24 protein-coding genes and 2 pseudogenes are annotated in these 25,140 nt (G+C 61.1%); 17 read left to right on the forward strand and 9 right to left on the reverse strand.

The window, feature by feature from the left end; all coding sequences use genetic code 11:
- Both ACQY6C_RS01785 and ACQY6C_RS01790 read left to right on the forward strand, forming a co-directional pair.
- Positions 1 to 342 (forward strand): annotated as a pseudogene (locus tag ACQY6C_RS01785) (GumC family protein); the annotation flags it as partial.
- 114 nt (positions 343 to 456) lie between these two features.
- Positions 457 to 1,539, forward strand: coding sequence for a hypothetical protein (locus ACQY6C_RS01790; protein WP_427964010.1), 1,083 nt, complete (start codon positions 457 to 459; stop codon positions 1,537 to 1,539).
- Positions 1,540 to 1,608: 69 nt separating this feature from the next.
- Here ACQY6C_RS01790 and fabI read toward each other — a convergent pair whose 3' ends face one another.
- Genes fabI through ACQY6C_RS01805 form a run of 3 tightly spaced genes read right to left on the reverse strand, consistent with a single transcriptional unit; the run spans position 1,609 to position 4,374 of the window.
- Entirely contained in the window at positions 1,609 to 2,433 is an 825-nt protein-coding gene (gene fabI, locus ACQY6C_RS01795; RefSeq protein ID WP_427964012.1) for an enoyl-ACP reductase FabI, read from the reverse strand.
- Positions 2,430 to 3,416, reverse strand: coding sequence for a YihY/virulence factor BrkB family protein (locus ACQY6C_RS01800; protein ID WP_427964014.1), 987 nt, complete (start codon positions 3,414 to 3,416; stop codon positions 2,430 to 2,432). Before ACQY6C_RS01800 ends, fabI begins: the two co-directional genes overlap by 4 nt.
- A 1-nt stretch (position 3,417) precedes the next feature.
- Positions 3,418 to 4,374, reverse strand: coding sequence for a DnaJ C-terminal domain-containing protein (locus tag ACQY6C_RS01805; RefSeq protein WP_427964016.1), 957 nt, complete (start codon positions 4,372 to 4,374; stop codon positions 3,418 to 3,420).
- A gap of 219 nt (positions 4,375 to 4,593) precedes the next feature.
- Between ACQY6C_RS01805 and pdxH the strand changes: the two genes are divergently transcribed.
- From pdxH to ACQY6C_RS01820, 3 genes are read left to right on the forward strand one after another with little or no spacing between them, the layout of a single operon-like run.
- Positions 4,594 to 5,157 carry a pyridoxamine 5'-phosphate oxidase gene (gene pdxH, locus ACQY6C_RS01810; protein ID WP_427964312.1) on the forward strand — a complete coding sequence of 188 codons (564 nt, stop codon included), beginning with the start codon at positions 4,594 to 4,596 and terminating at the stop codon, positions 5,155 to 5,157.
- Positions 5,154 to 6,071, forward strand: a complete 918-nt coding sequence (locus ACQY6C_RS01815) for a cation diffusion facilitator family transporter (protein ID WP_427964018.1) — start codon at positions 5,154 to 5,156, stop codon at positions 6,069 to 6,071. The genes pdxH and ACQY6C_RS01815 overlap by 4 nt, the downstream gene beginning before the upstream one ends.
- A gap of 2 nt (positions 6,072 to 6,073) precedes the next feature.
- A complete protein-coding gene (locus tag ACQY6C_RS01820) occupies positions 6,074 to 6,883 on the forward strand; it encodes a PhzF family phenazine biosynthesis protein (RefSeq protein ID WP_427964314.1) in 810 nt (269 codons plus the stop codon).
- On the opposite strand, the gene ACQY6C_RS01825 is transcribed toward ACQY6C_RS01820, so the two are convergent.
- The gene (locus ACQY6C_RS01825; protein WP_427964020.1) at positions 6,868 to 8,007 is read right to left on the reverse strand and encodes a serine hydrolase domain-containing protein; all 1,140 of its coding nucleotides are present in this window, start codon (positions 8,005 to 8,007) and stop codon (positions 6,868 to 6,870) included. The two genes, ACQY6C_RS01820 and ACQY6C_RS01825, sit on opposite strands and share 16 nt — an antisense overlap.
- 36 nt (positions 8,008 to 8,043) lie before the next feature.
- Between ACQY6C_RS01825 and ACQY6C_RS01830 the strand changes: the two genes are divergently transcribed.
- A complete protein-coding gene (locus ACQY6C_RS01830) occupies positions 8,044 to 8,394 on the forward strand; it encodes a hypothetical protein (RefSeq protein ID WP_427964022.1) in 351 nt (116 codons plus the stop codon).
- Positions 8,395 to 8,405: 11 nt separating this feature from the next.
- Here the strand turns inward: ACQY6C_RS01830 and mnmA are convergent, their stop codons facing one another.
- Positions 8,406 to 9,560 carry a tRNA 2-thiouridine(34) synthase MnmA gene (mnmA, locus tag ACQY6C_RS01835; protein ID WP_427964024.1) on the reverse strand — a complete coding sequence of 385 codons (1,155 nt, stop codon included), beginning with the start codon at positions 9,558 to 9,560 and terminating at the stop codon, positions 8,406 to 8,408.
- A 125-nt stretch (positions 9,561 to 9,685) separates the two neighbouring features.
- Between mnmA and ACQY6C_RS01840 the strand changes: the two genes are divergently transcribed.
- From ACQY6C_RS01840 to ACQY6C_RS01885, 10 genes are all read left to right on the forward strand, one after another.
- On the forward strand, positions 9,686 to 9,988 hold the full coding sequence (locus tag ACQY6C_RS01840; RefSeq protein ID WP_427964025.1) for a hypothetical protein: 303 nt from the start codon (positions 9,686 to 9,688) through the stop codon (positions 9,986 to 9,988).
- Positions 9,989 to 10,288, forward strand: a complete 300-nt coding sequence (locus tag ACQY6C_RS01845; protein ID WP_427964027.1) for a DUF1153 domain-containing protein — start codon at positions 9,989 to 9,991, stop codon at positions 10,286 to 10,288.
- A gap of 188 nt (positions 10,289 to 10,476) precedes the next feature.
- Entirely contained in the window at positions 10,477 to 11,358 is an 882-nt protein-coding gene (gene rfbA / locus ACQY6C_RS01850) for a glucose-1-phosphate thymidylyltransferase RfbA (RefSeq protein WP_427964316.1), read from the forward strand.
- Positions 11,355 to 11,927: a dTDP-4-dehydrorhamnose 3,5-epimerase gene (gene rfbC, locus ACQY6C_RS01855; RefSeq protein WP_427964028.1), complete on the forward strand. Its 573-nt coding sequence runs from the start codon at positions 11,355 to 11,357 to the stop codon at positions 11,925 to 11,927. The genes rfbA and rfbC overlap by 4 nt, the downstream gene beginning before the upstream one ends.
- On the forward strand, positions 11,924 to 12,988 hold the full coding sequence (gene rfbB / locus ACQY6C_RS01860) for a dTDP-glucose 4,6-dehydratase (protein ID WP_427964030.1): 1,065 nt from the start codon (positions 11,924 to 11,926) through the stop codon (positions 12,986 to 12,988). The genes rfbC and rfbB overlap by 4 nt, the downstream gene beginning before the upstream one ends.
- Entirely contained in the window at positions 12,954 to 13,871 is a 918-nt protein-coding gene (rfbD, locus tag ACQY6C_RS01865) for a dTDP-4-dehydrorhamnose reductase (RefSeq protein ID WP_427964032.1), read from the forward strand. Before rfbB ends, rfbD begins: the two co-directional genes overlap by 35 nt.
- A 182-nt stretch (positions 13,872 to 14,053) precedes the next feature.
- Positions 14,054 to 14,320, forward strand: coding sequence for a GlsB/YeaQ/YmgE family stress response membrane protein (locus ACQY6C_RS01870; RefSeq protein ID WP_427964033.1), 267 nt, complete (start codon positions 14,054 to 14,056; stop codon positions 14,318 to 14,320).
- A gap of 234 nt (positions 14,321 to 14,554) precedes the next feature.
- The gene (locus ACQY6C_RS01875; protein ID WP_427964035.1) at positions 14,555 to 15,754 is read left to right on the forward strand and encodes an efflux RND transporter periplasmic adaptor subunit; all 1,200 of its coding nucleotides are present in this window, start codon (positions 14,555 to 14,557) and stop codon (positions 15,752 to 15,754) included.
- A gap of 4 nt (positions 15,755 to 15,758) precedes the next feature.
- Positions 15,759 to 19,232 carry an efflux RND transporter permease subunit gene (locus ACQY6C_RS01880; RefSeq protein WP_427964037.1) on the forward strand — a complete coding sequence of 1,158 codons (3,474 nt, stop codon included), beginning with the start codon at positions 15,759 to 15,761 and terminating at the stop codon, positions 19,230 to 19,232.
- 82 nt (positions 19,233 to 19,314) lie between these two features.
- Positions 19,315 to 20,538 carry a DUF445 domain-containing protein gene (locus ACQY6C_RS01885; protein WP_427964319.1) on the forward strand — a complete coding sequence of 408 codons (1,224 nt, stop codon included), beginning with the start codon at positions 19,315 to 19,317 and terminating at the stop codon, positions 20,536 to 20,538.
- Positions 20,539 to 20,611: 73 nt separating this feature from the next.
- Here the strand turns inward: ACQY6C_RS01885 and ACQY6C_RS01890 are convergent, their stop codons facing one another.
- The 4 genes from ACQY6C_RS01890 to sucC form a co-directional block, all read right to left on the reverse strand.
- Entirely contained in the window at positions 20,612 to 21,565 is a 954-nt protein-coding gene (locus ACQY6C_RS01890; protein WP_427964038.1) for an energy transducer TonB, read from the reverse strand.
- 65 nt (positions 21,566 to 21,630) lie between these two features.
- A complete protein-coding gene (locus ACQY6C_RS01895) occupies positions 21,631 to 22,560 on the reverse strand; it encodes an electron transfer flavoprotein subunit alpha/FixB family protein (protein WP_427964040.1) in 930 nt (309 codons plus the stop codon).
- Between the two features lie 63 nt (positions 22,561 to 22,623).
- Positions 22,624 to 23,376: an electron transfer flavoprotein subunit beta/FixA family protein gene (locus ACQY6C_RS01900; RefSeq protein WP_427964042.1), complete on the reverse strand. Its 753-nt coding sequence runs from the start codon at positions 23,374 to 23,376 to the stop codon at positions 22,624 to 22,626.
- Positions 23,377 to 23,634: 258 nt separating this feature from the next.
- Positions 23,635 to 24,834: an ADP-forming succinate--CoA ligase subunit beta gene (gene sucC, locus ACQY6C_RS01905; protein ID WP_427964044.1), complete on the reverse strand. Its 1,200-nt coding sequence runs from the start codon at positions 24,832 to 24,834 to the stop codon at positions 23,635 to 23,637.
- A 114-nt stretch (positions 24,835 to 24,948) separates the two neighbouring features.
- Here sucC and ACQY6C_RS01910 point away from each other — a divergent pair.
- Positions 24,949 to 25,140: pseudogene (locus ACQY6C_RS01910) on the forward strand (3'(2'),5'-bisphosphate nucleotidase CysQ); the annotation flags it as partial.

Raw genomic sequence — 25,140 nt, forward strand, 5'->3', positions numbered from 1 at the left:
AACCCGGTTGAGCTTCTCGCAAGTTCGCGTTTCGCGCAGATAGTTGAAGAAGCTCGACACAATTACGATCAGATTATTGTCGATGGTGCGCCGATGCTTTCGCTCGCCGATGCGATCGAACTTTCGCGGGCAGTCGATGGCGTGATCTACGCAATCGAGTCCGATCGCATCAAACTGCGTGCGATCGAGACCTCTCTCAATCGTCTCCGCCGAACCGGCGCACAGGTCTATGGTGCACTTGTCACCAAGCTCGATGAACACGGCGCCGCTTACGGTTATGGTTATGGCTATGGTTACGGCTATGGCTACGGAGACGATGCTGTGCCCCAAGCGGCAGAGTAACGAGGCCGGGGAGGCAATTCTCTTATGAAGGTGAGAAACTGGCCTCGTCTCCTGGCGGCGTCTGCGATTGGTATACTGCTTGCCTTGATGCTTGGTGCCCAGGCTGCAAGCAGCGTGACGACCAGGACGGCGCCCGATTTCGCCGTCTCGCTCTTTCCTGCAAATGGCCTCGCGCGCGAACAGCTCGCCGCCAAGACCTTTACAGCGGGTATAACGGAACCTGACGATGCCCCGGAAGCGGCCCGCCAGGCTGCCGACATCGCAGTTGCTGCGGTGCTCTCCGACCCGCTCGTCCCCAAGGCATACGCCATTCTCGCACTGGCGCAGCCAGAGGAAGCCAAACGTCGCGCCATCCTCGACGTGGCTTCGCAGATCAACCGGCGCGATCTCTTTCTCCAGGGCCTGGTTCTGCAGGAACATATCGCCGAACGGAACTATCCGCGCACGATCGAGACGCTCGACCAGATCTTGCGGGTCAATCCGGAATATTCGCGCGAGTTCTTTCCCGTACTTGTCGAAGCGCTAGGCGAGGAAGAGACCATTCCGCTTTTTGCCAACATGCTCGACGGAAGCTCGCCCTGGCACCAGCGATTCCTGAACTTCGCCGTTGGTCAACGAGAAATCCTCCCGAATCTCGCTGTCCTCAGGCAGGATGTATTTGTCGATGACGAAAATTTCGACCGCCGCTTGATTGCTGGGCTTGCCGGGCAAGGGGACATCGCGGGCGCCGAAGCCCTGTATCGCCGGGTCTCCGGCTCGGATACCGGCCTGGGCAGATATGGATTGCTTGACTGGAAGTCCGCCTATCCGCCGTTCGATTGGAGATTCGTCGACCAGACAGGCTTTCGCGCGCAGCAGAGCGCCGATGGCAAGGAGCTGGAGCTTTCCGTTCGTCCGGGCAAGGGCGGCATTATTGCCGCGCGGCTGCTGAGGACCCCCGAACCTCCCTTCGAAATTCGCAACGCAAACAGGATCTCGCCTGCAGATCAATTGCGTGACGTGCGGCTGCAACTCCTCTGTGCGAATTCGCAGACCCCCTTTTACGATGAGCGTTTCAGCAACGGTGCCGATGGCTTCCGCATCGAATCGCTTCCCCAGGACTGCGAGCACATGATCCTTGCGATAAATGCGCGCGCATGGTCGGGAAGGTCCGCACTTAGCGGAACGATTCAAAGCATCGAGATCGTCAAGCCCTGACTCTGACTGAAAGAGGCGGTGCCACAGAGGGTGCGATCTGGCGCTCTTAAGTCCGAAGCTGCCCTCTCATCACCCCAGCGCGATATCCGGCGCGTCTTCCTGCTTCATGCCGACCACGTGATAGCCGCTGTCGACATGGTGCACTTCGCCCGTCACGCCCGATGAGAGGTCGGAGAGGAAATACAGCCCGGCCCCGCCGACATCGTCGATCGTGACATTGCGGCGCAGCGGTGAATTGAGCTCGTTCCACTTGAGGATGTAGCGGAAATCGCCGATCCCGCTCGCGGCCAGCGTCTTGATCGGCCCCGCGCTGATCGCGTTAACGCGAATGTTCCGCGGTCCCAAATCGTTGGCAAGATATTGCACGCTGGTCTCCAGCGCGGCTTTCGCCACCCCCATCACATTGTAATGCGGCACGACCTTCTCCGCGCCATAATAGGTCAGCGTGAGGATTGATCCGCCACCGCTTCCGTCTTCTTCCAGCGGCGGCATCATTTCCGATGCTCGCTTGGCGACCGCGACCAGCGAATAGGCCGAGATGTTCATGGTCATCAGGAAATTGTCGAGGCTTGTGTCGACATATTGCCCGCGTAGCTCGTTCTTGTCGGAATAGCCGATTGCGTGGACCACGAAATCGAGCCGGTCCCAGCGCGCCTTGAGCGCATCGAAGGCCGCGTCGAGCGCTTCCATGTCCGAGACATCGCATTCGATCAGCAGATCCGATCCGAGCTGTCCGGCCAGCGGCTCGACACGCTTCCTGAGCGCATCACCCTGATAGGAAAAGGCCAGCTCCGCGCCATGCTCACGCAGCTTCTTCGCGATCCCCCAGGCAAGCGATTTGTCATTGGCCAGCCCCATGATGAGGCCACGTTTTCCCTGCATCAGACCGCTCATGCGGTTTCCTCCTCGTTTTCCGCCGTCGCCTCCGAAAGCTGCTCTTCTTCCGGCGTTACGGCCAATGCGGCGTTGAGCTCCGCCCCGATAACCATTCCTAGTCCCAGCAGCCAGAAAAAGAATAGCGCCACCATGATTCCTGCCAGGCTGCCATAGGTGAGATTATAGGTGAAGAAGCTGCGCAGCACTGGCGGGAGTGCGCTGGCGACGGCGATCCACCACACCGTGATGCACAACACGCCGGGCCATTTGGGATAGCGCTTCGCACGATAGGCCGTCGGCGTCAGCGTATAGAACAGCATGTAGAGCGAGCCGAAAAGCGCTGCAGCCGGAACCATGCGGGAAAGCTGCAATTCGTTGAGGTAGATCATCAGCTCGGGCATCCGCGCTTCGATCACCTCTTGCGCCGTTGCGATCAGCACTTGCGCGAAGAGCGACAGCACCAGCAGGATCACCGCGCCCAGCGTGAAGCCGGTTGAAATGAGCCGGTATTTCCAGAAAGCACGAGTCGCCTGCGTCCCATAGGCACGGCGCAGGATGTCGCGGATCGTTTCGATCAGGCTGGTCACCGTCCATAGGGCCACCAGCGCACCTGCCCACAGCAGCCAACCCGTTCGCGCTTCAATGACATCGCGTGCGACGGGTTCGATCGTGCGGGCGACTGTTGGCGGCATATTGGCCACGATCATTTTGACCAGCGCATCCTGATGCGAAGCATCACCCAGCAGCGCGAAGAGTGCCGTACCCAGGATGAAGAAAGGGAAAATCGCCAACATGGCGAGATAGGCCAGATTCCCGGCGTGGATGAAGCCGTCGTTAAAGGTGCCGATAGCCGTGCGCTTGGCGACTTCGAAGGCCCGCGTCCCCGGGCCGACATGATGGATCACATGCCCGCGAAGCGTCCGCGCTTCCTGCCGCCGCGCCTCGGGCGAGAGTGAATGGACCTCTCGCTCTTCCGGTTGCGGAAGCTCGAAACGATGCAACCTAGACTCCTAGCTTTGCGCGCGGATTGCCGCTGTCCTGCCAGCCTTCGAGCCGTTTGGCCAGTTCTTCGATATCCTCGGGCATCTGGATCTCGAGCGTCACGAGCTGATCGCCGCGGTCGCCGGTCTTGGTGCTCCAGCCCTTGCCCTTGAGCCGCATAACCGTGCCACCATTGGTGCCGGGCTTGATCGTCAGCATTACCGGCCCATCGACCGTAGGGCATTTGACCTTGGCGCCGTTCAGCGCTTCGTCGAGCGTGATCGGCAAGTCCATGCGGATATTGTCGCCGTCACGGCGATAGAAGGGGTGCCCGCCGACCTCTACCATCACCAGCCCGTCGCCCGAGCCGCCGGGACCTTCCTGCCCTTTGCCCTTGAGCCGCATCTGCGTGCCATCCTCGACACCTGCAGGAAGCTTGAGGTCGATCGTCTTGCCATCGGCCAGGGTTATGCGTTGATCCTTGCGCGCGGCCGCATCGATGAAAGAGACCGCCAGACGATAATTGATATCGGCACCCTTGCGCGGCGGAGGCGGTCGTCGCCGCTGGCTGCCGAATCCGCCCATGCCTGAAGAACGCCGCGCACCCCCGCCAAACAGCCCTTCGAACAGATCACCCAGGTCCATGTCCTCGCCGCCGCCGAAGCCCTGGAAGTCTTCGGGCCGGAAACCGCGCTGGCCTCCTCCGCCGGGTCGAAACCCACCCCCGCCGCCCATTCCCGCGAAGGGATTGGCAGGGTTGCCGTCACCGTCGATCTCGCCACGGTCGAATTGCGCGCGCTTGTCCTTGTCCGACAGCAGATCATAGGCCTTGGTCACGTCGGAAAAGCGTTCCGCAGCGTTGGGTTTGTCCTTGTTACGGTCGGGGTGCAGCTCCTTGGCGAGTTTGCGATAGGCGCTCTTGATCTCCTTTTCGGAGGCGGTGCGCGCGACGCCAAGGGTCTGATAGGGATCGGCCATAGCGTGTTAGCTAGGTGCAACAGCGCAAAGGCGCAAGATCGCAGGCTTTCCTAAGCCCAAGGAGCGGGGTAGGGTTTGGTGCATGGACCGGCATTCTTCCAGATGCCAGATGAATGTATAGCATGTGCAACTTCCCAGCAGGATACGCCCCCTTTGCCTGAACCCACACTCGACCAGACGGATGGTGTCGCCCAAAGCGAAATCCCTTCCAGCGAACCCATGGCCTTGTTCCAGCAATGGTTTGCCGAAGCGCGCGCAAGCGAACCGAACGATCCCGAAGCGGTGGCGCTGGCTACTGCAACGCCCGATGGCGCACCTTCGGTTCGGATGGTGCTGATGAAGCATGCCGATGAGGAGGGCTTTGTCTTTTACACCAACGGCCACAGCCGCAAGGGAAGCGACATCGCCGCCAACCCCCAGGCCGCAATGCTTTTTCACTGGAAAAGCCTGCGCCGACAAGTGCGGATCGAAGGCAAGGTCAGCGAAGTCGATCCCGCAATGGCCGACGCCTATTTCGCCAGCCGCAGCCGCGATTCGCAGCTCGGCGCGCATGCTTCGGACCAGTCACGTCCGCTTGCTTCGCGGGCGGAGTTTCTGGGCAGAATCGCCAAGGTTACGGCCCGGCATCTGGTCGGCCCGGTGCCGCGTCCGCCGCATTGGACAGGATACCGGCTCGTGCCTGACAGAATCGAGTTCTGGATGGATCGCCCCTTCCGCTTGCATGAACGCCGGCTTTTCACGCGCAGCGAGGAAGGGTGGAGCGACACCCTGCTTTATCCGTGAGTCACGGTTCACTCACGCGTAGCGCGGCGATCGCTTCGATCGCGACGGCGGTCTTCCTTGTCGTGATCAAGGTCTGGGCGACTTTGCAGACCGGCTCGACCGCGATGCTCGGCAGCCTTGCCGATACGACACTCGATCTCGTTGCAAGCATTGCGACACTGATTGGCGTATGGGTCGCCTCAATGCCGGCGGATGAAGACCACCGCTTCGGCCATGGCAAGGCAGAGGCTCTGGCTGCGATTTTGCAAGTCATGCTGATTACGCTTTCGGCAGGAGGCATTGCCTGGCGGGCCGTCACGCATCTGATCGAGGGCGGCGAAACTGCGGCGGCTGAAGAAGGCATCATCGTATCGCTGGTTGCGATTGCTGCCACGATCGCGCTGTTGCTGTGGCAGCGGCATGTAATCAGCAAGACGCAATCGATCGCGATAAAGACCGACCATTTGCACTATCAGTCGGACCTGTTCCTCAATCTGGCGGTCATCGCCGCGCTGGTGCTCGACCAGTATCTAGGATTTGCGCAGGCAGATCCCTTGTTCGGGCTTGGGATTGCCGCCTGGCTCGCATGGGGCGCGTGGCGCGGTGCGAGCGAAGCGCTCGACCATCTGATGGACAAGGAATGGCCGCTTGAGCGGCGCGAGGAATTCCTCGCCGTGCTGGCGCGCCACCCCGATATCCGCGGGGTCCATGATCTGCGCACGCGCACCAGCGGGATGCACGACTTCGTGCAGTTCCACATGGCGGTCGATCCGCATCTGACGGTGGCGCAGGCGCATGATCTGATGGATCAGGTGGAAGAGCGGCTCGCAGGCGAGTTTCCCGGGGTCGAGGTGCTGATCCACCCAGATCCGGATGGGTTGATCAACGAAGAAGGCGTAGCAGCCGAGGAGCTGCTGCCTGAGCGTGGAGAATAGCAATTCCTTCAATTCCCTATTGGCATGTCGATGCCTTCTCCGACCAACCATTCGGCGGCAATCAGGCGGCAGTGATGCTGCTCGAAAGGTGGCTGCCCGACAAGGATCTGCAGGCCATCGCGGAGGAGAACAGCTTCGCTGAAACGGCCTTCCTGCTGAAGGACGCCAGCGGTGCGGCAGATTTCGTGTTGCGCTGGTTCGCACCCGCTGCCGAAGTGGCGCTGTGCGGCCATGCGACGCTAGCGAGCGGGCATGTCGTGTTGAGCCGGGCGAAGGATTTCGGCGTAGGCGACGAGGTAACCTTCCGGACGCGCAAATCGGGCGTGCTGGAGGTGCGCCGGGCAGAATCGGGCTATGAGCTTTCCCTGCCGGCCATCCCGACCGAGGCAAGCGCATGGCCCGAAGCAGTCAGCCTGATTGGAGCCGAGCCGCAGGAGGTCTGGCGCAGCGCGGATCGCCACGGGATCTACCTGTATGAAAGCGAGGCACAGCTGCGCGCACTCGATCCCGATTTGCGCGGCCTCAAGGCATTGGGCACTGACCAGTTCATCTGCACGGCACCGGGCGATCGCAGCGATATCGTCAGCCGCGTCTTCGTTCCCGGCGCAGGTATCGATGAAGACAGCGTTACGGGATCGGCCCATGCCGCGCTTGCGCCCTTCTGGGCAGCGCGACTGGGCCGCGACAGCTTCACCGCGCACCAGGCCTCTGCGCGCGGCGGCGACCTGACGCTGCGGCTTGAAGATGATCGCGTCTGGCTGGGTGGGCCATGCGTGACCGTGGTGGAAGGTAAGTTCTACCTTTCCGGATAGAGTTCCAGCACATCCGCCATTTGCTGCAGCATCACCATTCGCTCTGCATGGGTCGAATGGCCCAACCGAACTATCGTCACCCTCTGGCGAGGTGAGACGACAACATATTGCCCCATATGGCCGATCAGCGAAAATACGCTGGCGGGCGCGCGATCGGGGAAGAGTTCGTGGTCCTTGTCCGATCCCGCTTCGCGATATTCACGGTTGAGCCAGGTCTGGAAGCCATATTGCGGGCTGCGCGGGCTGGAGGTGACCATCTTCTCCACCCAGCTTCGCGGGACGAGCTGTTCGCCGCCAGGCGCCTGCCCCTTGCGGCGCAGGAACTCGCCCAGTTTTGCCCAGTCGCGCGCGGTGCCGTGGATCAGGCTGCCGCCGATCAGAGTGCCGCTGCGGTCGAATTCGGGCACCATGGATGCCATGCCCAGCGGGCCAAACAGCCGTGCGTGGAGATAGTCCGCCACGGCCTTGCGGCGGACATCGGGATCGCTGCTGTCGGTCAGAACGCGTGCGGCGATATCGGCCAGGATGACGCTGGTGTTGGTGGAATATTCGAATTTCGCGCCCGGTTCCGCTTCCAGCGGCTGTTCTTCCGCCCAGCGCGCCATGTCGTCGCGCCCGTCGAGGAACAGCATCCGCACTTCTGAGCTTTCGTAGAGCGGATCGCCCGATTCGGTGTGCCGCAGGCCCGAACGCATCTGCAGCAATTGCCGCAGAGTGATTTCGCCGCGCGGGTCGCCCGGTCTTTGCCACAGCGGCACCGGCGCACTTTCGTCCAGCCGCAGCCGCCCGTCCGCCACCAGCATGCCGATCATCACGCCTGTAATGGTCTTGGCCATCGACCAGCTCACGAAGCGCGTGTCCGGGCCGTAACCGTCGGAATAGCGCTCGGCGGCGATCTTGCCATTCGCCATCACCACCACGGCCCGCGTTTCGCCCTGTCCGTCCTTGGTGAAGAGATCGTCGACTTCGCGCGCCAGGTCCTTCTTTGGCGCACCGGCGTCTTCGGTGACGGCGGCCAGCGCCTCCTTGCTCAAAGGGTCGGGGATCTGGGGTGCCTCGCCGCAAGCAAAGAGGGCTGGCAGCGTGGCGAGTGTGACGATAGGAAGCAGCGACCGCATTTTCATGGCTCGCTTCACTCGCGCAAGGACACTCGATTGGCAATGGCTAAAGCCGGCACTCGCTCATCCCCTTCCAAGCCTCGCCGCGGGCTCTGGATCCTGCTCGCGATCATTACGGCGGTGACGGCGCTGTGCTTTCACTATCGCGCGCAGGCTCTCGGCTTTGCCCAGGCGGCAACCGCCTATTCCGCACGGGTCGCCTGTTCATGCCGATTCGTTGCCGGGCGCGGCATGAAGGATTGCGCGAAGGACAAGCCCCAAGGCACGGAACTGGTCACGCTGGTCGACGATGTCGAAGCCAGGAGCGTGACGGCGCGCTTCCCGCTGATTGCCAGCGACACCGCAATCTATCGCGAGGGTTACGGCTGCGTTCTGAAAGAATGGGACGATTAGGGCCGATGGGGTCAGGCTGCGGGCTCGGTGCCCGCAATCCAGCCACCGCCAACCACGCGTTCCCCCGCATAGATCACTGCAGCCTGCCCTGGTGCGACGCCGAATTCCGGCTCGGCGAATCGGATAGTGGCACTCGCACCATCACCCAGCTTGCCCTCCAGCGTGATCGGCACCGGCTTGGCCAGCGAACGCACTTTTGCGCTTAGCTGGACATCGGGCAGCGGGCCGATCCGGTTGGTCTCGATCAAACTCGCCGCTCCGACCGCCAGCATCCGTTTTGGGCCGACCCGCACTTCGCGGCTCTGCGCTTCGAGTGCGACGACATAAAGCGGCTCTGGCTGACCACCGATCTCCAGTCCGCGGCGCTGGCCTACGGTATAATGGATGATGCCCTTGTGTTCGCCCAGCGCCTCGCCGGTTTCGGCATGGACGATGCGGCCTGGCGCGCCGCCTTCGGGCCGCATGGACTTGACGATTTTGGCATAGTCGCCGTCGGGAACGAAGCAGATGTCCTGGCTGTCCGGCTTTGCCGCATTGCGCAGCCCTGCCTGCTCGGCCAGGCGCCTCACTTCGGTCTTGGGCAGACCGCCTAGCGGGAAACGCAGATAGTCGAGCTGTTCTTCCGTGGTGCCATAAAGGAAATATGACTGGTCACGCGCCGGATCCATTGCCCGGTGCAATTCGACGCCTGCCGCGCCTTCCACGCGCCGGACATAATGGCCGGTGGCGAGGCAATCGGCACCCAGTTCGCGCGCCATGCGCAGCAAGTCGGTGAACTTGGGCCCCATGTTGCAGCGGATGCAGGGAACCGGGGTGCGGCCTGCCATATAGTCGTCGGCAAACTGTTCGACCACTTCCTCGCGGAAGGCGCTCTCGTGATCGAAAACGTAATGCGCCATGCCAAGCCGGTCTGCGACGGCGCGTGCATCGCGAATATCGTCGCCTGCACAGCAAGCGCCCTTGCGCCCCGTTGCCGCGCCATAATCATAGAGCTGCAGCGTGATGCCGATCACTTCGGCTCCACTGGCCGCGGCCAGCGCGGCCACGACCGACGAATCGACTCCACCTGACATGGCCACGACGATGCGGCTCTCGCTCGCCGGCTTGGGCAAGTCGAACAGCGCCGCGGCATCGAGCCCGGCATCGAAGATGCGCGTATCGTCCATGGATTGGCGCCCTCTACACGCAGATTTGGCGTATTTCCAGCGGTTGGACGGTGAACGTAATCCTAACTCCGGGTAAATTGAGGCTTTACCCAATCTTGACGAGCTTGGGCGTAAAGCCGGTAGCCATGTTGGAAACGAAACCCATCTTTGCGGATTCCTTCTCGCGCAGCGAAGGCTCTGCCTTGCGCGCAATCGGCTGGCAGGAGCTAACTGCGCGGATCAATGCCGCACGCGACTTGCGCCAGGTGCTCAGCCGCGACCAGGCTTGCCTTTCGGCGAGCTTTGCGGATGCGGCTGCGGGCTATTTTTCGGACGTAGAGGAAGGCAAACGGGCTGTTAACCCTGATGCTTTAGGGCATCGCAAAGCATCGAATTGCATGGAAGTCCGAGAAGAAGGCGACGCGGGAACAAGCGACCGAGAGATATAGATGATCGAAAACCAAGACATCCGTCCGGCACAGGTAATCGGCCCACTCGGTGAGCCGCTGACGATTGACGACCTGCCTTCGCCGGAAACCAAGCGCTGGGTCGTTCGGCGCAAGGCCGAGGTCGTGGCCGCCGTCAATGGCGGGCTGCTGACGATCGACGAGGTCCTGGAGCGGTACAACCTCACGCTCGAAGAGTTCGCCTCTTGGCAGCGCGCCGTGGACCGTTCGGGGATGCAGGGCCTGCGGGTTACCCGCATCCAGCACTATCGCGACCTCTACGAACGCCAGCTCAAATACTGAGCCAGGCCTGGCACAGCGCCTGATCGGCGCTCCCAAGATCTGAAGTCGAGAAATCATGGAGCCGTCCCGTTACCGGGGCGGCTTTTTGATTGCTCGTGCTGGGGTGACTTCGCCCGGCGAAGAGGTTACCTCCCGCAATGCCGGTGGGCGTTTCGCTACGGTCCGCCCAGATGAAAGGGATCGCGCAGGTGAAAGGCATCATCCTTGCCGGAGGCAGCGGAACGCGGCTCTATCCGGCTACATTGCCGGTCGCCAAGCAGCTCCTTCCCGTCTTCGACAAGCCGATGATCTATTATCCGTTGTCGGTGCTGATGCTGGCGGGAATCCGTGACATCCTGGTCATTTCGACACCGCGCGACTTGCCGTTGTTTCGTGAGCTCCTGGGTGATGGCTCGAGTTTCGGCGTGGAGTTTTCCTACGCCGAGCAACTACAGCCAAACGGCATCGCAGAGGCTTTCATCATTGGGGCCGATTTCATAGGCGACGGTCCTTGCGCGCTGATCCTGGGCGACAACATCTTCCACGGAGAAAAGCTGGGTCCGAAATGCCGTGCTGCGGCGGAAGAGGCGATGGCAGGAGGCGCAAATATCTTCGCCTATCATGTCGATGATGCCGAGCGCTATGGTGTGGTCGGGTTCGATCCCGAATCCGGGCACGCGACCAGTATCGAAGAAAAGCCGGACATACCGAAGTCGAACTGGGCGGTTACCGGGCTCTATTTCTATGACAGGGATGTCGTCGAGATTGCGAGGGGCATTCAGCCCTCTGCGCGAGGCGAACTCGAGATTACCGACATCAACAGAGCCTATCTCGACCGCGGCAATTTGCGTGTCGCTCAATTGGGTCGCGGATATGCCTGGCTCGACACGGGTACGCATGAGAGCCTGCATGAGGCCTCAAGTTTCGTGCGCACGATCGAACATCGTACCGGTATCAAGATCGCCTGCCCGGAAGAGATCGCGCTTGCCCAGGGCTGGCTTAATGGCGATTCCGTGCTGGAGCGTGCTACCCTGTTCGAGAATTCCGGCTATGGTGACTATTTGCGCAAGCTGGTTGCAGCAGCGATATGACCAGTTTCGCTCGTCATGCAATTCCCGGGATCGTTGAAATCGTTCCGCAAAGGCATGGGGACGATCGCGGGTTCTTCTCCGAAACATACAGGCAATCCGAATTCGAGAAGCAGGGCATCCGGATTGACTGGGTCCAGGACAACCAGTCAATTTCGGTCAATGCAGGGACTATACGTGGGCTACATTTCCAGTCGCCACCGCTGGCACAGCACAAGCTGGTGCGAGTGCTCCGCGGTGCGATATATGATGTTGCGCTCGATATCAGAAAGGGTTCGCCCCATTTCGGCGATTGGGTTGGCGTGGTGATCTCTGCCGCCAAATGGAACCAGCTACTGATTCCGGCCGGATTCGCGCATGGCTTCATGACGATCGAGCCCGAGACGGAGGTGCTTTACAAGGTCAGCGAGTACTGGTCGCACGAGCACGAAGGAACGATCCGCTGGGATGATCCGGATCTCGCGATTTCGTGGCCAGCGCTCGATTCCCCTCCGACCTTGTCCGGCAAGGATGCGACAGCCCCACTCTTTCGCGACATCGATAGCCCATTTGTGTTTGAGGGTGGGCAGTGACGCAGACCATTCTCGTCACAGGCGGTGCCGGATTCATCGGCTCTGCGGTAGTCAGGCATTTGGTTCGCAAGGGTGTCAGGGTAATCAACCTCGACAAGCTGACCTATGCCGGCAATCCGGAAAGCCTGCGTGAGATCGCAAACGCGTCCAATCACCGGCTGGTCGAAGGCGACATTTGCGATTCGCAGCTTGTGTTGGGCCTGCTGCGCGAAGAGCAGGTCAGCGGCATCATGCATCTGGCCGCCGAAAGCCATGTCGACCGTTCGATCGATGGGCCCGGCGCATTTGTCGAGACCAATGTGGTTGGAACCTTCCGCCTGCTCGATGCGGCACTGGAATATTGGCGCGGGATGGATGACGAGAAGCGGGACGATTTCCGGTTTCATCACGTCTCGACTGACGAAGTCTTTGGCGACCTGCCTTTTGACGACACCAGGTTCACCGAGGAAACGCCCTATGCACCCTCTTCGCCCTATTCTGCGTCGAAGGCAGCCAGCGACCACTTCGTACGCGCCTGGTATGAAACCTACGGCTTGCCGGTGGTGCTTTCCAACTGCTCAAACAATTTTGGCCCCTATCACTTTCCCGAGAAGCTGATCCCGCTGACAATCCTGAACGCGATCGAAGGCAAGCCACTGCCGGTTTACGGCACGGGCGAGAATGTGCGCGACTGGCTCTATGTCGAGGATCACGCCCGCGCGCTCGAACTTGCGCTCACACGCGGCAAGGTGGGTCAAAGCTACAATGTCGGCGGAGGCCAGGAACGCACCAATCTGCAAGTGGTAGAGGCCATTTGCGATGTGCTCGACGAGCGAGAACCCCGCGCGGAAGGGACGTCGCATCGCGATCTGATCTCTTTTGTCACGGACCGACCCGGACATGACCGGCGCTATGCCATCGATGCGAGCAAGATCACCCGCGAACTGGGCTGGACTCCTGAGGAAACATTCGAAAGCGGGCTCGCCAAGACGATTGACTGGTATCTTGCCAATGAGTGGTGGTGGGGGCCGATCCGTTCGGGAAGATATGCCGGGGAGCGTCTTGGGACATCCAGAGGCTGAGCGGCTTATGCGGATACTGGTGACGGGACGAGATGGGCAGGTTGCACGGTCGCTGGCCGAAAGCGATTGTGATCATGAGCTGATCTTCGCGGCGCGGCCCGATTTCGATCTCGCCGATGCAGCCAGCATCGAGAGTACTCTTGAGCGAGACCGGCCTGACCTGGTGATCAGCGCAGCGGCATATACGGCTGTCGATCAGGCCGAGGATGAGCCGGATATGGCGATGCTCGTCAATGGCGAGGCGCCGGGGGTGATCGGCCGCGCCGCGGCAAACATAGGCGCGCCGGTCCTGCATCTTTCGACCGATTACGTGTTCGATGGGAGCGGTACCGAGCCTTGGCGGGAGAGCGATCCAACAGCGCCGCATAGCGTCTATGGCAAGTCGAAGCTGGCGGGGGAGCAGGCACTGGCGGCGTCTGGCGCAACACATGCCATCCTGCGTACTGCTTGGATCTATAGCCCGTTCGGCACAAATTTCGTCAAGACCATGCTGGCGTTGGCAAGGGATCGCGACACCGTGGAAGTGGTCGACGACCAATACGGTAATCCCACATCGGCACTGGATATTGCTCACGCGCTAATTCGAGTGGCCGATCGGTGGCAATCCTGCCCAAGTCTCGGTGCGAACCGGGTTTATCACTTTGCCGGCGATACCTCGATGAGTTGGGCAGAGTTCGCCCAAACCATCTTTGCCATCAGCAAGAGGCAGGGGTGCGCGCATTGCTCTGTCGAGGGTATTCCGGCGTCGCAATATCCCGCGAAGGCTCCACGCCCTGCAAACTCGCGGCTTGAATCTGCTCTCTTCGCGGAAACCTTCGGCCACCCATTGCCCGATTGGCACGCATCGCTGACCGAAACGATCAGGCGATTGATCGCTGCATAGCCGGGCCGATTTTGGCGCCGCCGCGTCCTGTAGATGGCCGAATTCGCCGGGATTATTGGCACTTGGGCCAAAATTCCCCTATCCTGGCTCCATTCCCGTGCCTTGCAGGTGGCGGGAACAGCTGCATAGATGACTCGTTATGACGGGCGTAAGCAGTTGATTTTGGACAGGAGGAACGGGAAATGGGTTTGATTATCGCCTTGATCGTCGGCGGCATTGCGGGTTGGCTGGCCAGCCTCGTCATGAATCGTGACGCCTCGATGGGCATTTTCTGGAACATCGTTGTCGGCTGTGTCGGCTCGGTTATCGGCAATATGGTTGTCGGTCCGCTGCTGGGCATCGGCGGAAGCGTCCAGGAATTCTCGATAACCGGTCTGGCTATCGCTGTGGTTGGCGCGATCATCCTCCTGGGGATCGTCAACCTGATCCAGCGCGGCCGGATGCGCTAAGCGCAACGAAATTCAATGCGCGGGGGCGGGGCAGTACATCTTGCTCCGTCCCTTTTCATGAGGTTGCCTGGGCGGTGAATATCGCTCCGATGTTCCTTGTCGGTGCCCGACGTCGCTCATCGACTGGTGCATTGCCCCTGGCTGACGGCGGGCGTAAGAGGGATTGCGCCGGGTGAGTTATGTCGATAATACACCATCGACGCCACGAAATTCACTTCGGCCAAAGGGACGGCCATGAACTACGACAGTAAGATCACTTCTGAGACAACACGTTCGATATCCTCGGATATCGACCTGTCGGGTGAGCCGAGAGGTTCGGGCGTCAGGCGCTGGGTCATAATCGGTGCCGTGCTGGTCGCTGCACTGCTTGGCATTGCCTATTTCCTTGTGCGCAATGGCGAAGCCGGAACCGTCGCCGCGGGTGACGATTCTTCGCAGGCTCCGACCGTTTCGGTCATCTCTCCAGGACGTGCGGCGATTGAAGGCACGATCAGCGCCACCGGCAGCATAGCCGCTCGCCGCGAAATGCCTGTCGGCGTCGTAGGCGAAGGCGGCCGTGTCGTTTCGGTCCCGGTCGAACAGGGGCAGTGGGTGCGTGCTGGCCAGGTGCTCGCCTCGATCGATCGTTCGGTGCAGAGCCAGCAGGCGCGCAGCGCCGCGGCCCAGATCGAGGTGGCGCGTGCCGATGCGCAACTGGCGCAAAGCAACCTTGACCGTGCATTGCAACTGGTCGAGCGCGGCTTCGTCTCGAAGGCCGATGTTGACCGGCTCACGGCCACCCGCGATGCGGCGAAAGCCCGCGTCGAAGTGGCGCGCGCGCAATATAATGAATTGCTCGCCCGCAATGCACGGCTGAACATCGTCGCTCCGGCTTCCGGCCTGTTGCTTGAACGCAATGTCGAGCCGGGTCAGACGGTGAGCGCCGGTTCCGGTGTGCTTTTCAGTATCGCCAAGGGTGGCGAGATGGAGCTGTTGGCGCGGGTGGGGGAGAGCGAGCTGGCGAAACTTTCGACTGGCGTGATGGCCGACGTCGTGCCGGTTGGATCGGACAAGAGCTATTCGGGTCAGATCTGGCAGGTCGAGCCGACCATCGATCCGCAGACGCGCCAGGGCATTGCGCGCGTCGCGCTGGCCTATGCGCCTGCCCTGCGTCCCGGCGGGTTCGCCACTGCCACGATCAGCAGCGGGACGGTGCGCGCACCGATGCTGCCTGAAAGCGCAGTTCTGTCTGACGATGATGGCAGCTATGTCTATGTCATCGGCAAGGACAACAAGGCGGAGCGCCGCGCGGTGACGACCGGCTTCGTCACCAATGACGGCATTACGATTGTCGATGGCCTGGAGGGCACCGAAAAGGTCGTCCTGCGCGCAGGCGGGTTCCTGACCGAAGGTGAATCGGTCAACCCGAAGCTGGTCAAGGAAAACGAAGGCTAATTCGATGGATTTCCGGAACATCTCCGCCTGGGCGATCCGCAATCCGGTAATTCCGCTCGTCGCCTTCATCGCGCTCCTGCTGGCGGGCATGTTCAGCTTTGCGCGCATGGACGTGGTGAACAATCCCGATATCGATTTTCCCGGCGTCAATGTGACCATTATCCAGCCGGGCGCCGCACCGACGGAGATCGAAAACCAGATCACGCAGAAGGTCGAGTCCGCGGTGCGTTCGCTCAATGGCGTGCGCAATATCAGTTCGACCGCCAGTGAAGGCAGCTCGAATACTTTTGTCGAGTTCGAGATCGGCAACGATCCCAATGACGCGACAGCCGAAGTCAAGAATGCGGTCGACACGATTCGCGGCAGCCTGCCGGAAGGGATCCTAGAGCCGCGCGTGAACAAGGTGCAGGTCGCAGGCGGCTGGCTCGGCATTTTTGCCGTCGAAACCAGCGACATGACGATCGAACAGCTCAGCTGGTTCATCGACGACACGGTTTCCAAGCGCCTGCTCTCGATCGAAGGCATGGCGGAAGTCAGCCGATTTGCCGGGGTCGACCGTGAGATCGAGGTAATTCTCGATCCGGCCAAGATCCAGGCGCTGGGCGTTACAGCGGGGCAGATCAATGGCTTGCTGCGGCAGGACAATCTCGACGCAGGCGGCGGCATCGCGGAAGTTGGCGGCACGCGCCAGTCGGTTCGCGTTCTCGGCAACGATGACAACGCCTTCGAATTGTCGCAGCGCCGCATCCAGCTCGGCGGTGGCCGTTCGGTCAAGCTGGCGGATTTCGCAACCGTGCGCGACGGCTATTCCGAGCGTACGTCGATCAGCAAGGTTCGCGACAAGGAAGTCGTGAACTTCGCCATGACGCGCGCCAAGGGTGCTTCGGATGTCACCGTTTTCAACGAGGCGAAGAAGGTCATCGCCGAAATTGAAGCAGAGAATCCGGGCGTCAAATTCATCCAGTTGTTCAACACGGTCAAATACACGGAAGATCAGTACGAAAGCTCGATCGCCTCGATGGTTGAAGGTGCGATTCTGGCGGTCGTGGTCGTGTTCTTCTTCCTGCGCGACTGGCGAGCCACGGTGATTTCGGCAATCGCGATCCCGCTTTCGGCAATTCCGACCTTCTGGTTCATGGATTTGCTGGGGTTCAATCTCAACTTCCTGTCGCTGCTCGCGCTGGGCCTCGTCGCAGGCGTTCTGGTGGATGATGCGATCGTTGAGATCGAGAATATCGTGCGCCATATGCGCATGGGCAAGAGCGCCTATCAGGCCGCGATCGATGCTGCCGACGAGATCGGCCTGGCAGTGGTCGCAACGTCATTCTGCATTGTGGCTGTGTTCCTGCCGGTCGGGCTGATGCCGGGCGTGACAGGACAATTCTTCAAGAATTTCGGCCTGACGGTTGTTGCCGCGGTGCTCATGAGCCTGGCCGTGGCGCGTATGATCACGCCAATGCTGGCGGCCTATTTCCTGCATGCAAAGGGTCACGCCGCGCATGGCGAAGGCGCGTGGATGGATCGCTATATGAGGATCCTGCGCTGGTCGCTCAATCGCGGCAGGCTGATCGAGCGACGCGAGGGCCTGCCCGGTCCGCGCAGCCGGTTCCTCTATGTGACATCCTTTGCGCTGGTGTTGCTGGCTCTCATCATTCTGCCCGGCGTGGCGGTGTTCATGGGTTGGAACCTGATTTCCGGCCTGAGCCTGCCGGCGAAAATCACCGGCCTTGTTGGGCTGAGCGAGAGCGAGGGCATCGGGTTCCTCTTCAGCCGCGTCATACTCTTGCTCGAGTTGGCCTTTGTGACGGTGCTCGGGTTCTCCGCAGTTCTTCTCATCCTTGGAATTTTCCGGCTGGTTACCAGGTTCTTCGGCCAACGGATCGCGCAGTCATGGGAATGGCTGGAAGCGCGTTTCTCCGATCATCGCGTGTGGATGCTCGGCCTGGGTTACTTCTCCTTCATGATCACGATCCTGCTGTTCATGAGCACGCCGTTCCAGTTCGATCCCGAGATCAACGATGACAACAGCCGGATCGAGATGGAGATGGTGCCGGGCACAACGCTGGAGACGATGGAGGACGTGGCCGATCAGGTGGCAGACCTGATGTATGAGCAGCCCGAAGTCGAACGCGCTCTGGTGCGCGTGAGGGAAGGCGGGCGAGCATCCATCTTCATCACGCTCAAGAAAGATCGCGAAAAGACTTCGATCGATTTCGAGCGCGATCTTGCGCCGGTTCTGGCCCAGTTCCCGGATGCGCGCGTCCGCTTCCAGAACGACAATGGTCCGGGGGGGCCGGGCAGCGGCCGCGATATCACCATCATGCTCGCCGGCTCCAACCCAGTCCTGCTCAACAAGACCGCCAGCCAGCTGGTGGAGGAGATGAAGGGCCTCAATTCTGTCGTTGCGCCACGGATCAGCGCCGATATCAGCCGGCCCGAGCTGATCATTCGGCCCAGGCCCGACCTGGCTGCCGACCTTGGGGTCTCGACCAGAGCCTTGAGCCAGGCTGTGCGAATCGCGACCATGGGCGAAATCGAACAGAACACGGCAAAGTTCTCTCTGGCTGACCGGCAGATCCCGATCCGGGTCAAGCTTCCGGTGAAGTCGCGGCGGGACTTGACCACGATCGAAAACCTGCCGGTTCCGATCGCCAGCGGCGGTTCGGTTCCACTGAGCCGGGTGGCCGATATTTCGTTCGGCGCGGGTCCCACTTCGATCCAGCGTTACAACCAGAACCGGCGCGTCTTCATCGGTGCGGACCTTGCCCAGAATGTTCTGCGCGGCAATGCGATGGAAGAGATCAACAACCTGCCCACGTTGACGAACCTGCCGCAAGGCGTGATCCGCGATGCGGTGGGTAGCGACGAGTTGCAGCAGGAGCTGGCCGATAATTTCTCGCGTGCGCTGATCTCGGGCATCTTCCTGGTGTTTGCGGTCCTGGTGCTGCTCTACAAGCGGTTCATGTCGCCGCTGGTGAACATGAGCTCGCTGGCGCTTGCGCCGCTGGGCGGGATTTTCCTGGTCTGGCTGGTGGGCCAGCCGCTTTCCATGCCGGTCCTGATCGGCACACTGCTGTTGCTGGGAATCGTGTCGAAGAACTCGATCCTGCTGATCGATTTTGCGATCGAGGAAATGGCGCTGGGCAAGCGCAAGCTCGATGCGATCATGGAGGCGGGCCACAAGCGCGCGCAGCCGATTGTAATGACCACCGTCGCAATGACGGCGGGTATGGTGCCGACCGCGATCTCGCTCTCGGGTGACGGTGCATGGCGCGCGCCGATGGGTACGGTGGTGATTGGCGGACTGATCCTGTCGACCCTGCTTACCCTGCTGATCGTGCCAGCGGGCTTCAGCCTGGCTGACGGGTTGGAGAAGCGCGCCGGCCCATGGATGCGCAACCGCTTCCTGACCTATCGCCCCGAACATGGCGGAGAGGCCGCGGGCGGTCAGGCGCCGGGGATCGAACCGGCAGAGTGACGGTTAGCTGATCATGGCGGGTGGCAAGCACATACCGCTGGTTCTGGGCGGGGAACCGCTCTCAGCCGATCGCGCGCGCCGGATGCGCTGGACGGCGACCGGCTTGCTGGTCCTGATGGCGGGCCTGTTCCTGGTCTCGCGGCAATTCCTCCCGATCCATCCCGGATGGGGCTACGCCAACGCTTTCGCCGAAGCGGCCATGGTCGGCGGTTTGGCGGACTGGTTCGCAGTGACGGCGCTGTTCCGTCATCCGCTCGGCCTGCCGATCCCGCACACTGCAATCATCCCCGAAAACAAGGACCGCATTGCCGATACCATGGCGCAATTCCTGCGCGAAAATTTCCTCGTGCCGGCGGTGGTCGCGCGGCGCATGTACGGGATGAATGTGGCCCTGGCGGTGGGCGATTTTCTCGTCACGCCCAATTCCGGCCCCGATGGAGGCTCTGAACGTTCGCGCATTACCGGCGGGGCAGCGGAACTGCTTGCCGAAGTGCTCGAATCGCTCGATCCCGACCGGCTCGGCAATCAGGTGCGCACCGGCCTCGCCAAGCAATTCGGCAAGATCGATATTTCACCGCTGCTTGGGCGAATGCTCGATAGCGCGATCGCTGACGACCGCCACATGCCGCTGATGGACGGATTCATCCGCTGGGCCGGTCTGACGCTGGAGGACAATGAGGAAACGGTGCGCGAGATCATCCATGCGCGCGCCAATGCCGTGCTGCGCTGGACCGGCCTTGACGAGCGTATTTCAGGCTCGGTGCTCGACGGGCTCTACAAACTGCTGGCGGAAGTACTGGTCGATCCCGAACACCCATTGCGCGGCAAGATCGAAGAGGGGTTGGAGAAGCTCGCGCATGATCTGCAGCATGATCCCAAGACCCGCGAGCGGGTGGAGGCGATGAAGCGCGACCTGCTGGAAAATCCAGCAGTGGCCGAATGGTGGCTGGGCGTGTGGGAGCGCATCCGCCAGTCGCTTATTCGCCGCGCGCGCGACCCGGACAGCGCGCTGGGCGAAGAGATGCGCAGGGGCCTAGCCGAATTGGGCAATGCGCTGCGGGAAGATCACCGGCTTCAGCTCCAGATCAACCGTTTCGCGCGCCGCACCGCCGTGGGGATCGCCACCCGTTATGGCACGCAGATCGTCCGGCTCGTGTCAGAGACGGTCAAACGCTGGGACGCGGTGACGATCACCGGGCGGATCGAAAGCGCGGTCGGCCGCGACCTGCAGTTCATCCGCATCAACGGGACGCTGGTTGGCGGCCTGGTTGGCGTGACGATTCACGCGGTGGACAGTGTGCTTTGATGACTGGGGGCCATCGGCGGAATTGGATCTTCGGCATCAAAGCAATTGAAGAATGTAGTACTCCGCTACCGACTTACGTCGAATACACGAGCCGTGTCGTAAAATAGGATGCCAGCGGCTCGCCGTCCTGGTCGAGCGCGGGCTCGAATTTGGCCCGAGCCATTATGATCTTGCAGACATCGCTGTTCTTGCCGAATGCGTCCGCCGTTGTCACATTGGTCAATACGCAATCGGTAGGCCGGCCTTTGTCGTCTACCATTATCCGAATATTGAATTCCGCCGATGCGCCTGCACGCAGTGCTTCTGCCGGATAGGTTTCGAGAATCGTTTTGACGGCTGCGAACTTGTTGGTCCAGACTGGCACCTTGCTGCGATGCTTTTGCTGTTCGGGGTCAAGGCCCCAATATTTGACCAAACTTTCCATGCATTCGTTCATCGCCATAAACGGCTTTTTCATATTCCCAAGTTCGAGGATAATCTTTTGCTTGTTCCCTGAACCGATGCTCAGCCAGTCGATCGATTTCCCGGTTGTGGTATCAAGCTCAGGGAGGCCTGAAGCTCCTGCATTCTCGGCGGGATTGTCTTCCTGCTTCGATCTCTCGGTATCTTTCTTTTTGTCAGCCGCTTGCAGAGTAAACCGCACCGGCACGAAGGGCCCCTGGCTGACGATAGCCCGGCCGAATCCCGCTAATTTCCCATCATCATATAGGGCCTCGCGTTCTTCGATTCCTGGGCCGAATTGAACCTTCACCTTGCGTCCAGCCTTGACCAACTTCAGAACCGGACCGGCAAGGGTCCAGTCGAAACTGGAACTGGGGTTGTGCTGTTCAAGAAACAGCACCGACTTGTCGTCGCCTTCGCCGAAGAATCGTCCCATCCGGCAGCTTGTTTCTCCGTAGTCGATGCTCCACGCTGAAGAAGGTTTCAGCACAATATTGTCCGTCGTATCCTCAGCATATGCGAAAGACGGCATGACCGTTGCCGCCACGCCAAGTAAAAGCCCAAATTGCGATGTGGTTCGACCCATAGAAAAACCTCCGCCCGGCACGATAGCCGGACGGAGGCTCAAATCAACTTAAGTGTTTCTGAGGTTTACAGCTTTTCGGTCAATTCGGGCACGGCCTTGAACAGGTCTGCGACCAGGCCGATGTCGGCGATCTGGAAGATCGGCGCGTCTTCGTCCTTGTTGATGGCGATGATGGTCTTGGAGTCCTTCATGCCGGCAAGGTGCTGGATCGCACCGGAGATGCCGATTGCGATATAGACTTCAGGGGCAACGATCTTGCCGGTCTGGCCGACCTGATAATCATTGGGGACATAGCCCGCATCGACCGCAGCGCGCGATGCGCCCACGCCCGCGCCGAGTTTGTCGGCGAGTGGCATGATGTATTCCTCGAAGGTAGCCGAGTCCTTGAGCGCGCGGCCACCCGAGACGATCACCTTGGCGCTGGTCAGCTCGGGGCGCTCGCTCTTGGCCAGTTCCGATCCGACATAGCTGGAAAGTCCGGCGTCGCCGGGGCCGGAGACTGCTTCGATCGTGCCCGAACCGCCCTCGGTCGCAGCCTTGTCGAAGGCCGTACCGCGCACGGTGATGACCAGCTTGGGATCGCTGCTTTCGACCGTGGCGATGGCGTTGCCGGCATAGATCGGGCGGGTGAAGCTCTTTTCCCCCTCGACCGACAATATGTCGGAGATCTGCATCACGTCGAGCAGCGCGGCAACGCGCGGCGCCACGTTCTTGCCGGTGGTTGTGGCCGGGAACACCGCTGCATCATGGCTGTCCATCAGGCCCGCGATCAGCGGCGCGACATTCTCGGCCAGTGCATGGCCATAGGCCGCATCGTCGGCGACATGGACCTTGCCCACGCCTGCGATCTTGGCCGCCTGCTCGGCAACCGGGCCGCAGCCGCTGCCTGCAACCAGCAAATGCACTTCGCCAAGTTGCGATGCCGCCGTCACTGCAGCCAGCGTCGCATCCTTCATCTCGCTATTGTCGTGTTCGACCCAGACGAGCGTTTTCATGTCCTAATTCCTTTCGAAGTCCGGGGTCGCTCAGGCGATGCGAGTCCCGGATTTTACGGCATCTCAGGCGATGCCGAGGGCCTTGATCTTGGCGACCAGCGCATCGACGTCTTCCACCTTTTCACCGGCCTGGCGCACAGGCGGCTCGGCGACATGGGTGGTGGTGAGGCGCGGCGTGATATCGACCCCGTAATCGCCCGGAGTCTTGGTATCGAGCGGCTTCTTCTTCGCCTTCATGATATTCGGCAGCGAAGCATAGCGCGGCTCGTTGAGGCGCAAATCGGTCGTGACGATTGCGGGCAGCGTGAGCTTGACCGTCTCAAGACCGCCATCGATCTCGCGCTTCACCGTCACGCTGTCGCCTTCGACATCGACGGTATTGGCGAAGGTGCCCTGCGGGCGGCCCATCAGCGCGGCCAGCATCTGGCCGGTCTGGTTCGAATCATCGCTGATCGACTGCTTGCCCAGCAGCACGATGCCCGGCTGTTCCTCATCGGCGATCGCCTTGAGGATCTTGGCCACCGCCAGCGGTTCCACGTCCACGCCGTCTTCGACCTCGACCAGGATCGCGCGGTCGGCACCCATGGCCAGCGCCGTGCGCAAGGTTTCCTGCGCCTTGGCCGGACCGACCGAGACCGCCACGATCTCTTCTGCCTTGCCCGCTTCCTTGATTCGGATCGCTTCTTCAACCGCGATCTCGTCAAACGGGTTCATGCTCATTTTCACATTAGCGAGATCGACACCGGAACCGTCGCTCTTCACGCGCGGCTTCACATTGTAGTCAATCACCCGCTTCACGGGCACGAGGATCTTCATGGACTATCCTTCCTCTCAATGAATCTGCGGCCCGCCTAGCTTGCGTTTACGTAAACGTCAAGCCACACGGGTCTGCGAGTGATTCCAGAACTTCGCTATGACACCTCGCGTTCCCGAACTTCGAGGTCAAGTGACATAAGCGCAAACTGTATTAGGCATTCGTGCGGGCGAAGCTGAGGCCGCATGCAAACGGGGCCCGGACTCTCAGAAGAATCCGGGCCCCGCCTTGAATGACTGCGTGGTTGATCGATGTGGCGGTCAGGCCGCCAGCTTCACCTCGGCCACGATCTTGCGGGCGGCATCGCCCAGATCGTCGGCGCTGACGATCGGCAGGCCGGAATTGTCGAGGATGTCCTTGCCCTGCTGGACATTGGTGCCTTCGAGGCGAACCACCAGCGGAACCGAAAGATTCACGTCCTTCGCCGCCTGGACAATGCCATTGGCGATGACGTCACACTTCATGATGCCGCCGAAGATATTGACGAGGATTCCCTCGACCGCCGGATCCTTGAGGATGATCTTGAACGCTGCGGTGACCTTCTCGGTCGTCGCGCCGCCGCCTACGTCGAGGAAGTTGGCGGGGAAGGCGCCGTTCAGCTTGATGATGTCCATCGTCGCCATGGCCAGGCCTGCGCCATTGACCATGCAGCCGATATTGCCGTCGAGCTTGATGTAGGCGAGGTCGTATTCGCTTGCTTCGACTTCGGCCGGGTCTTCCTCGGTCACGTCGCGCATCGCTTCGACGTCCTTGTGGCGGAACAGTGCATTGCCGTCGAAGCTCATCTTGGTGTCGAGCACCAGCAGATTGCCGTCCTTGGTTTCGACCAGCGGGTTGATTTCAAGCATCTCGCAATCGAGATCCATGAACGCGGTGTAGAGCTGCTTGGCGAGCTTCTGCGCCTGCTTGTTGAGATCGCCCGTCAGCTTGAGCGCGAAGGCCGCGGCGCGGCCATGATGCGGCATGAAGCCCTGCGCCGGATCGATCGTGATGGTGGTGATCTTTTCGGGGGTCGAATGCGCGACCTCCTCGATATCCATGCCGCCTTCGGTCGAAACGATCATGGCGACGCGTCCGGTTGCGCGGTCGACCAGCATCGAGAGGTAGTATTCCTTGGCGATATCGACGCCATCGGTGATGTAGAGGCGGTTGACCTGCTTGCCCGCATCGCCGGTCTGCACTGTCACCAGCGTGTTGCCGAGCATGTCCCTGGCATTGGCTTCGACTTCCTCGATGCTCTTGGCCAGGCGCACGCCGCCGCTCGCATCGGGCCCCAGTTCCTTGAACTTGCCCTTGCCGCGCCCACCGGCATGGATCTGCGCCTTCACGACGTAGAGCGGGCCCGGAAGTTGTTTCGCGCCCTCCACTGCTTCCTCGACTGTCAGCGCCGCGTGTCCGGCGGGAATTCCGATGCCGTATTTCGCGAGCAGTTCCTTGGCCTGGTATTCGTGGATGTTCATGGGGAGAGAGTGTCCTTTGTGGTGACGTGTCGCGGGATTCGCTTGCGGCGCGCCTAAGCATGGATTGCGCGTCTTGAAAAGTGTGGTTTTCGGGTGCACGGGCCCTGTTTCACAATGATTGACAGCCAACGCCTCGAATCCATCGTCTCAGAAGCCGGGCGCATGGCGCTCGCCCTGTGGCCGGGTGCCGGGCACGAAGTGGAAAGCTGGGAGAAGGAACCCGGCGCTCCCGTGTGCGAAGCGGACCTGAAGGTCGATGCCTTCCTCAAGCGCGAACTGGGCGCGCTGCTGCCGGCGGCGGGATGG

Origin of the sequence: Altererythrobacter sp. (genome assembly GCF_050299635.1) — a bacterium.
GTDB lineage: Bacteria > Pseudomonadota > Alphaproteobacteria > Sphingomonadales > Sphingomonadaceae > Erythrobacter.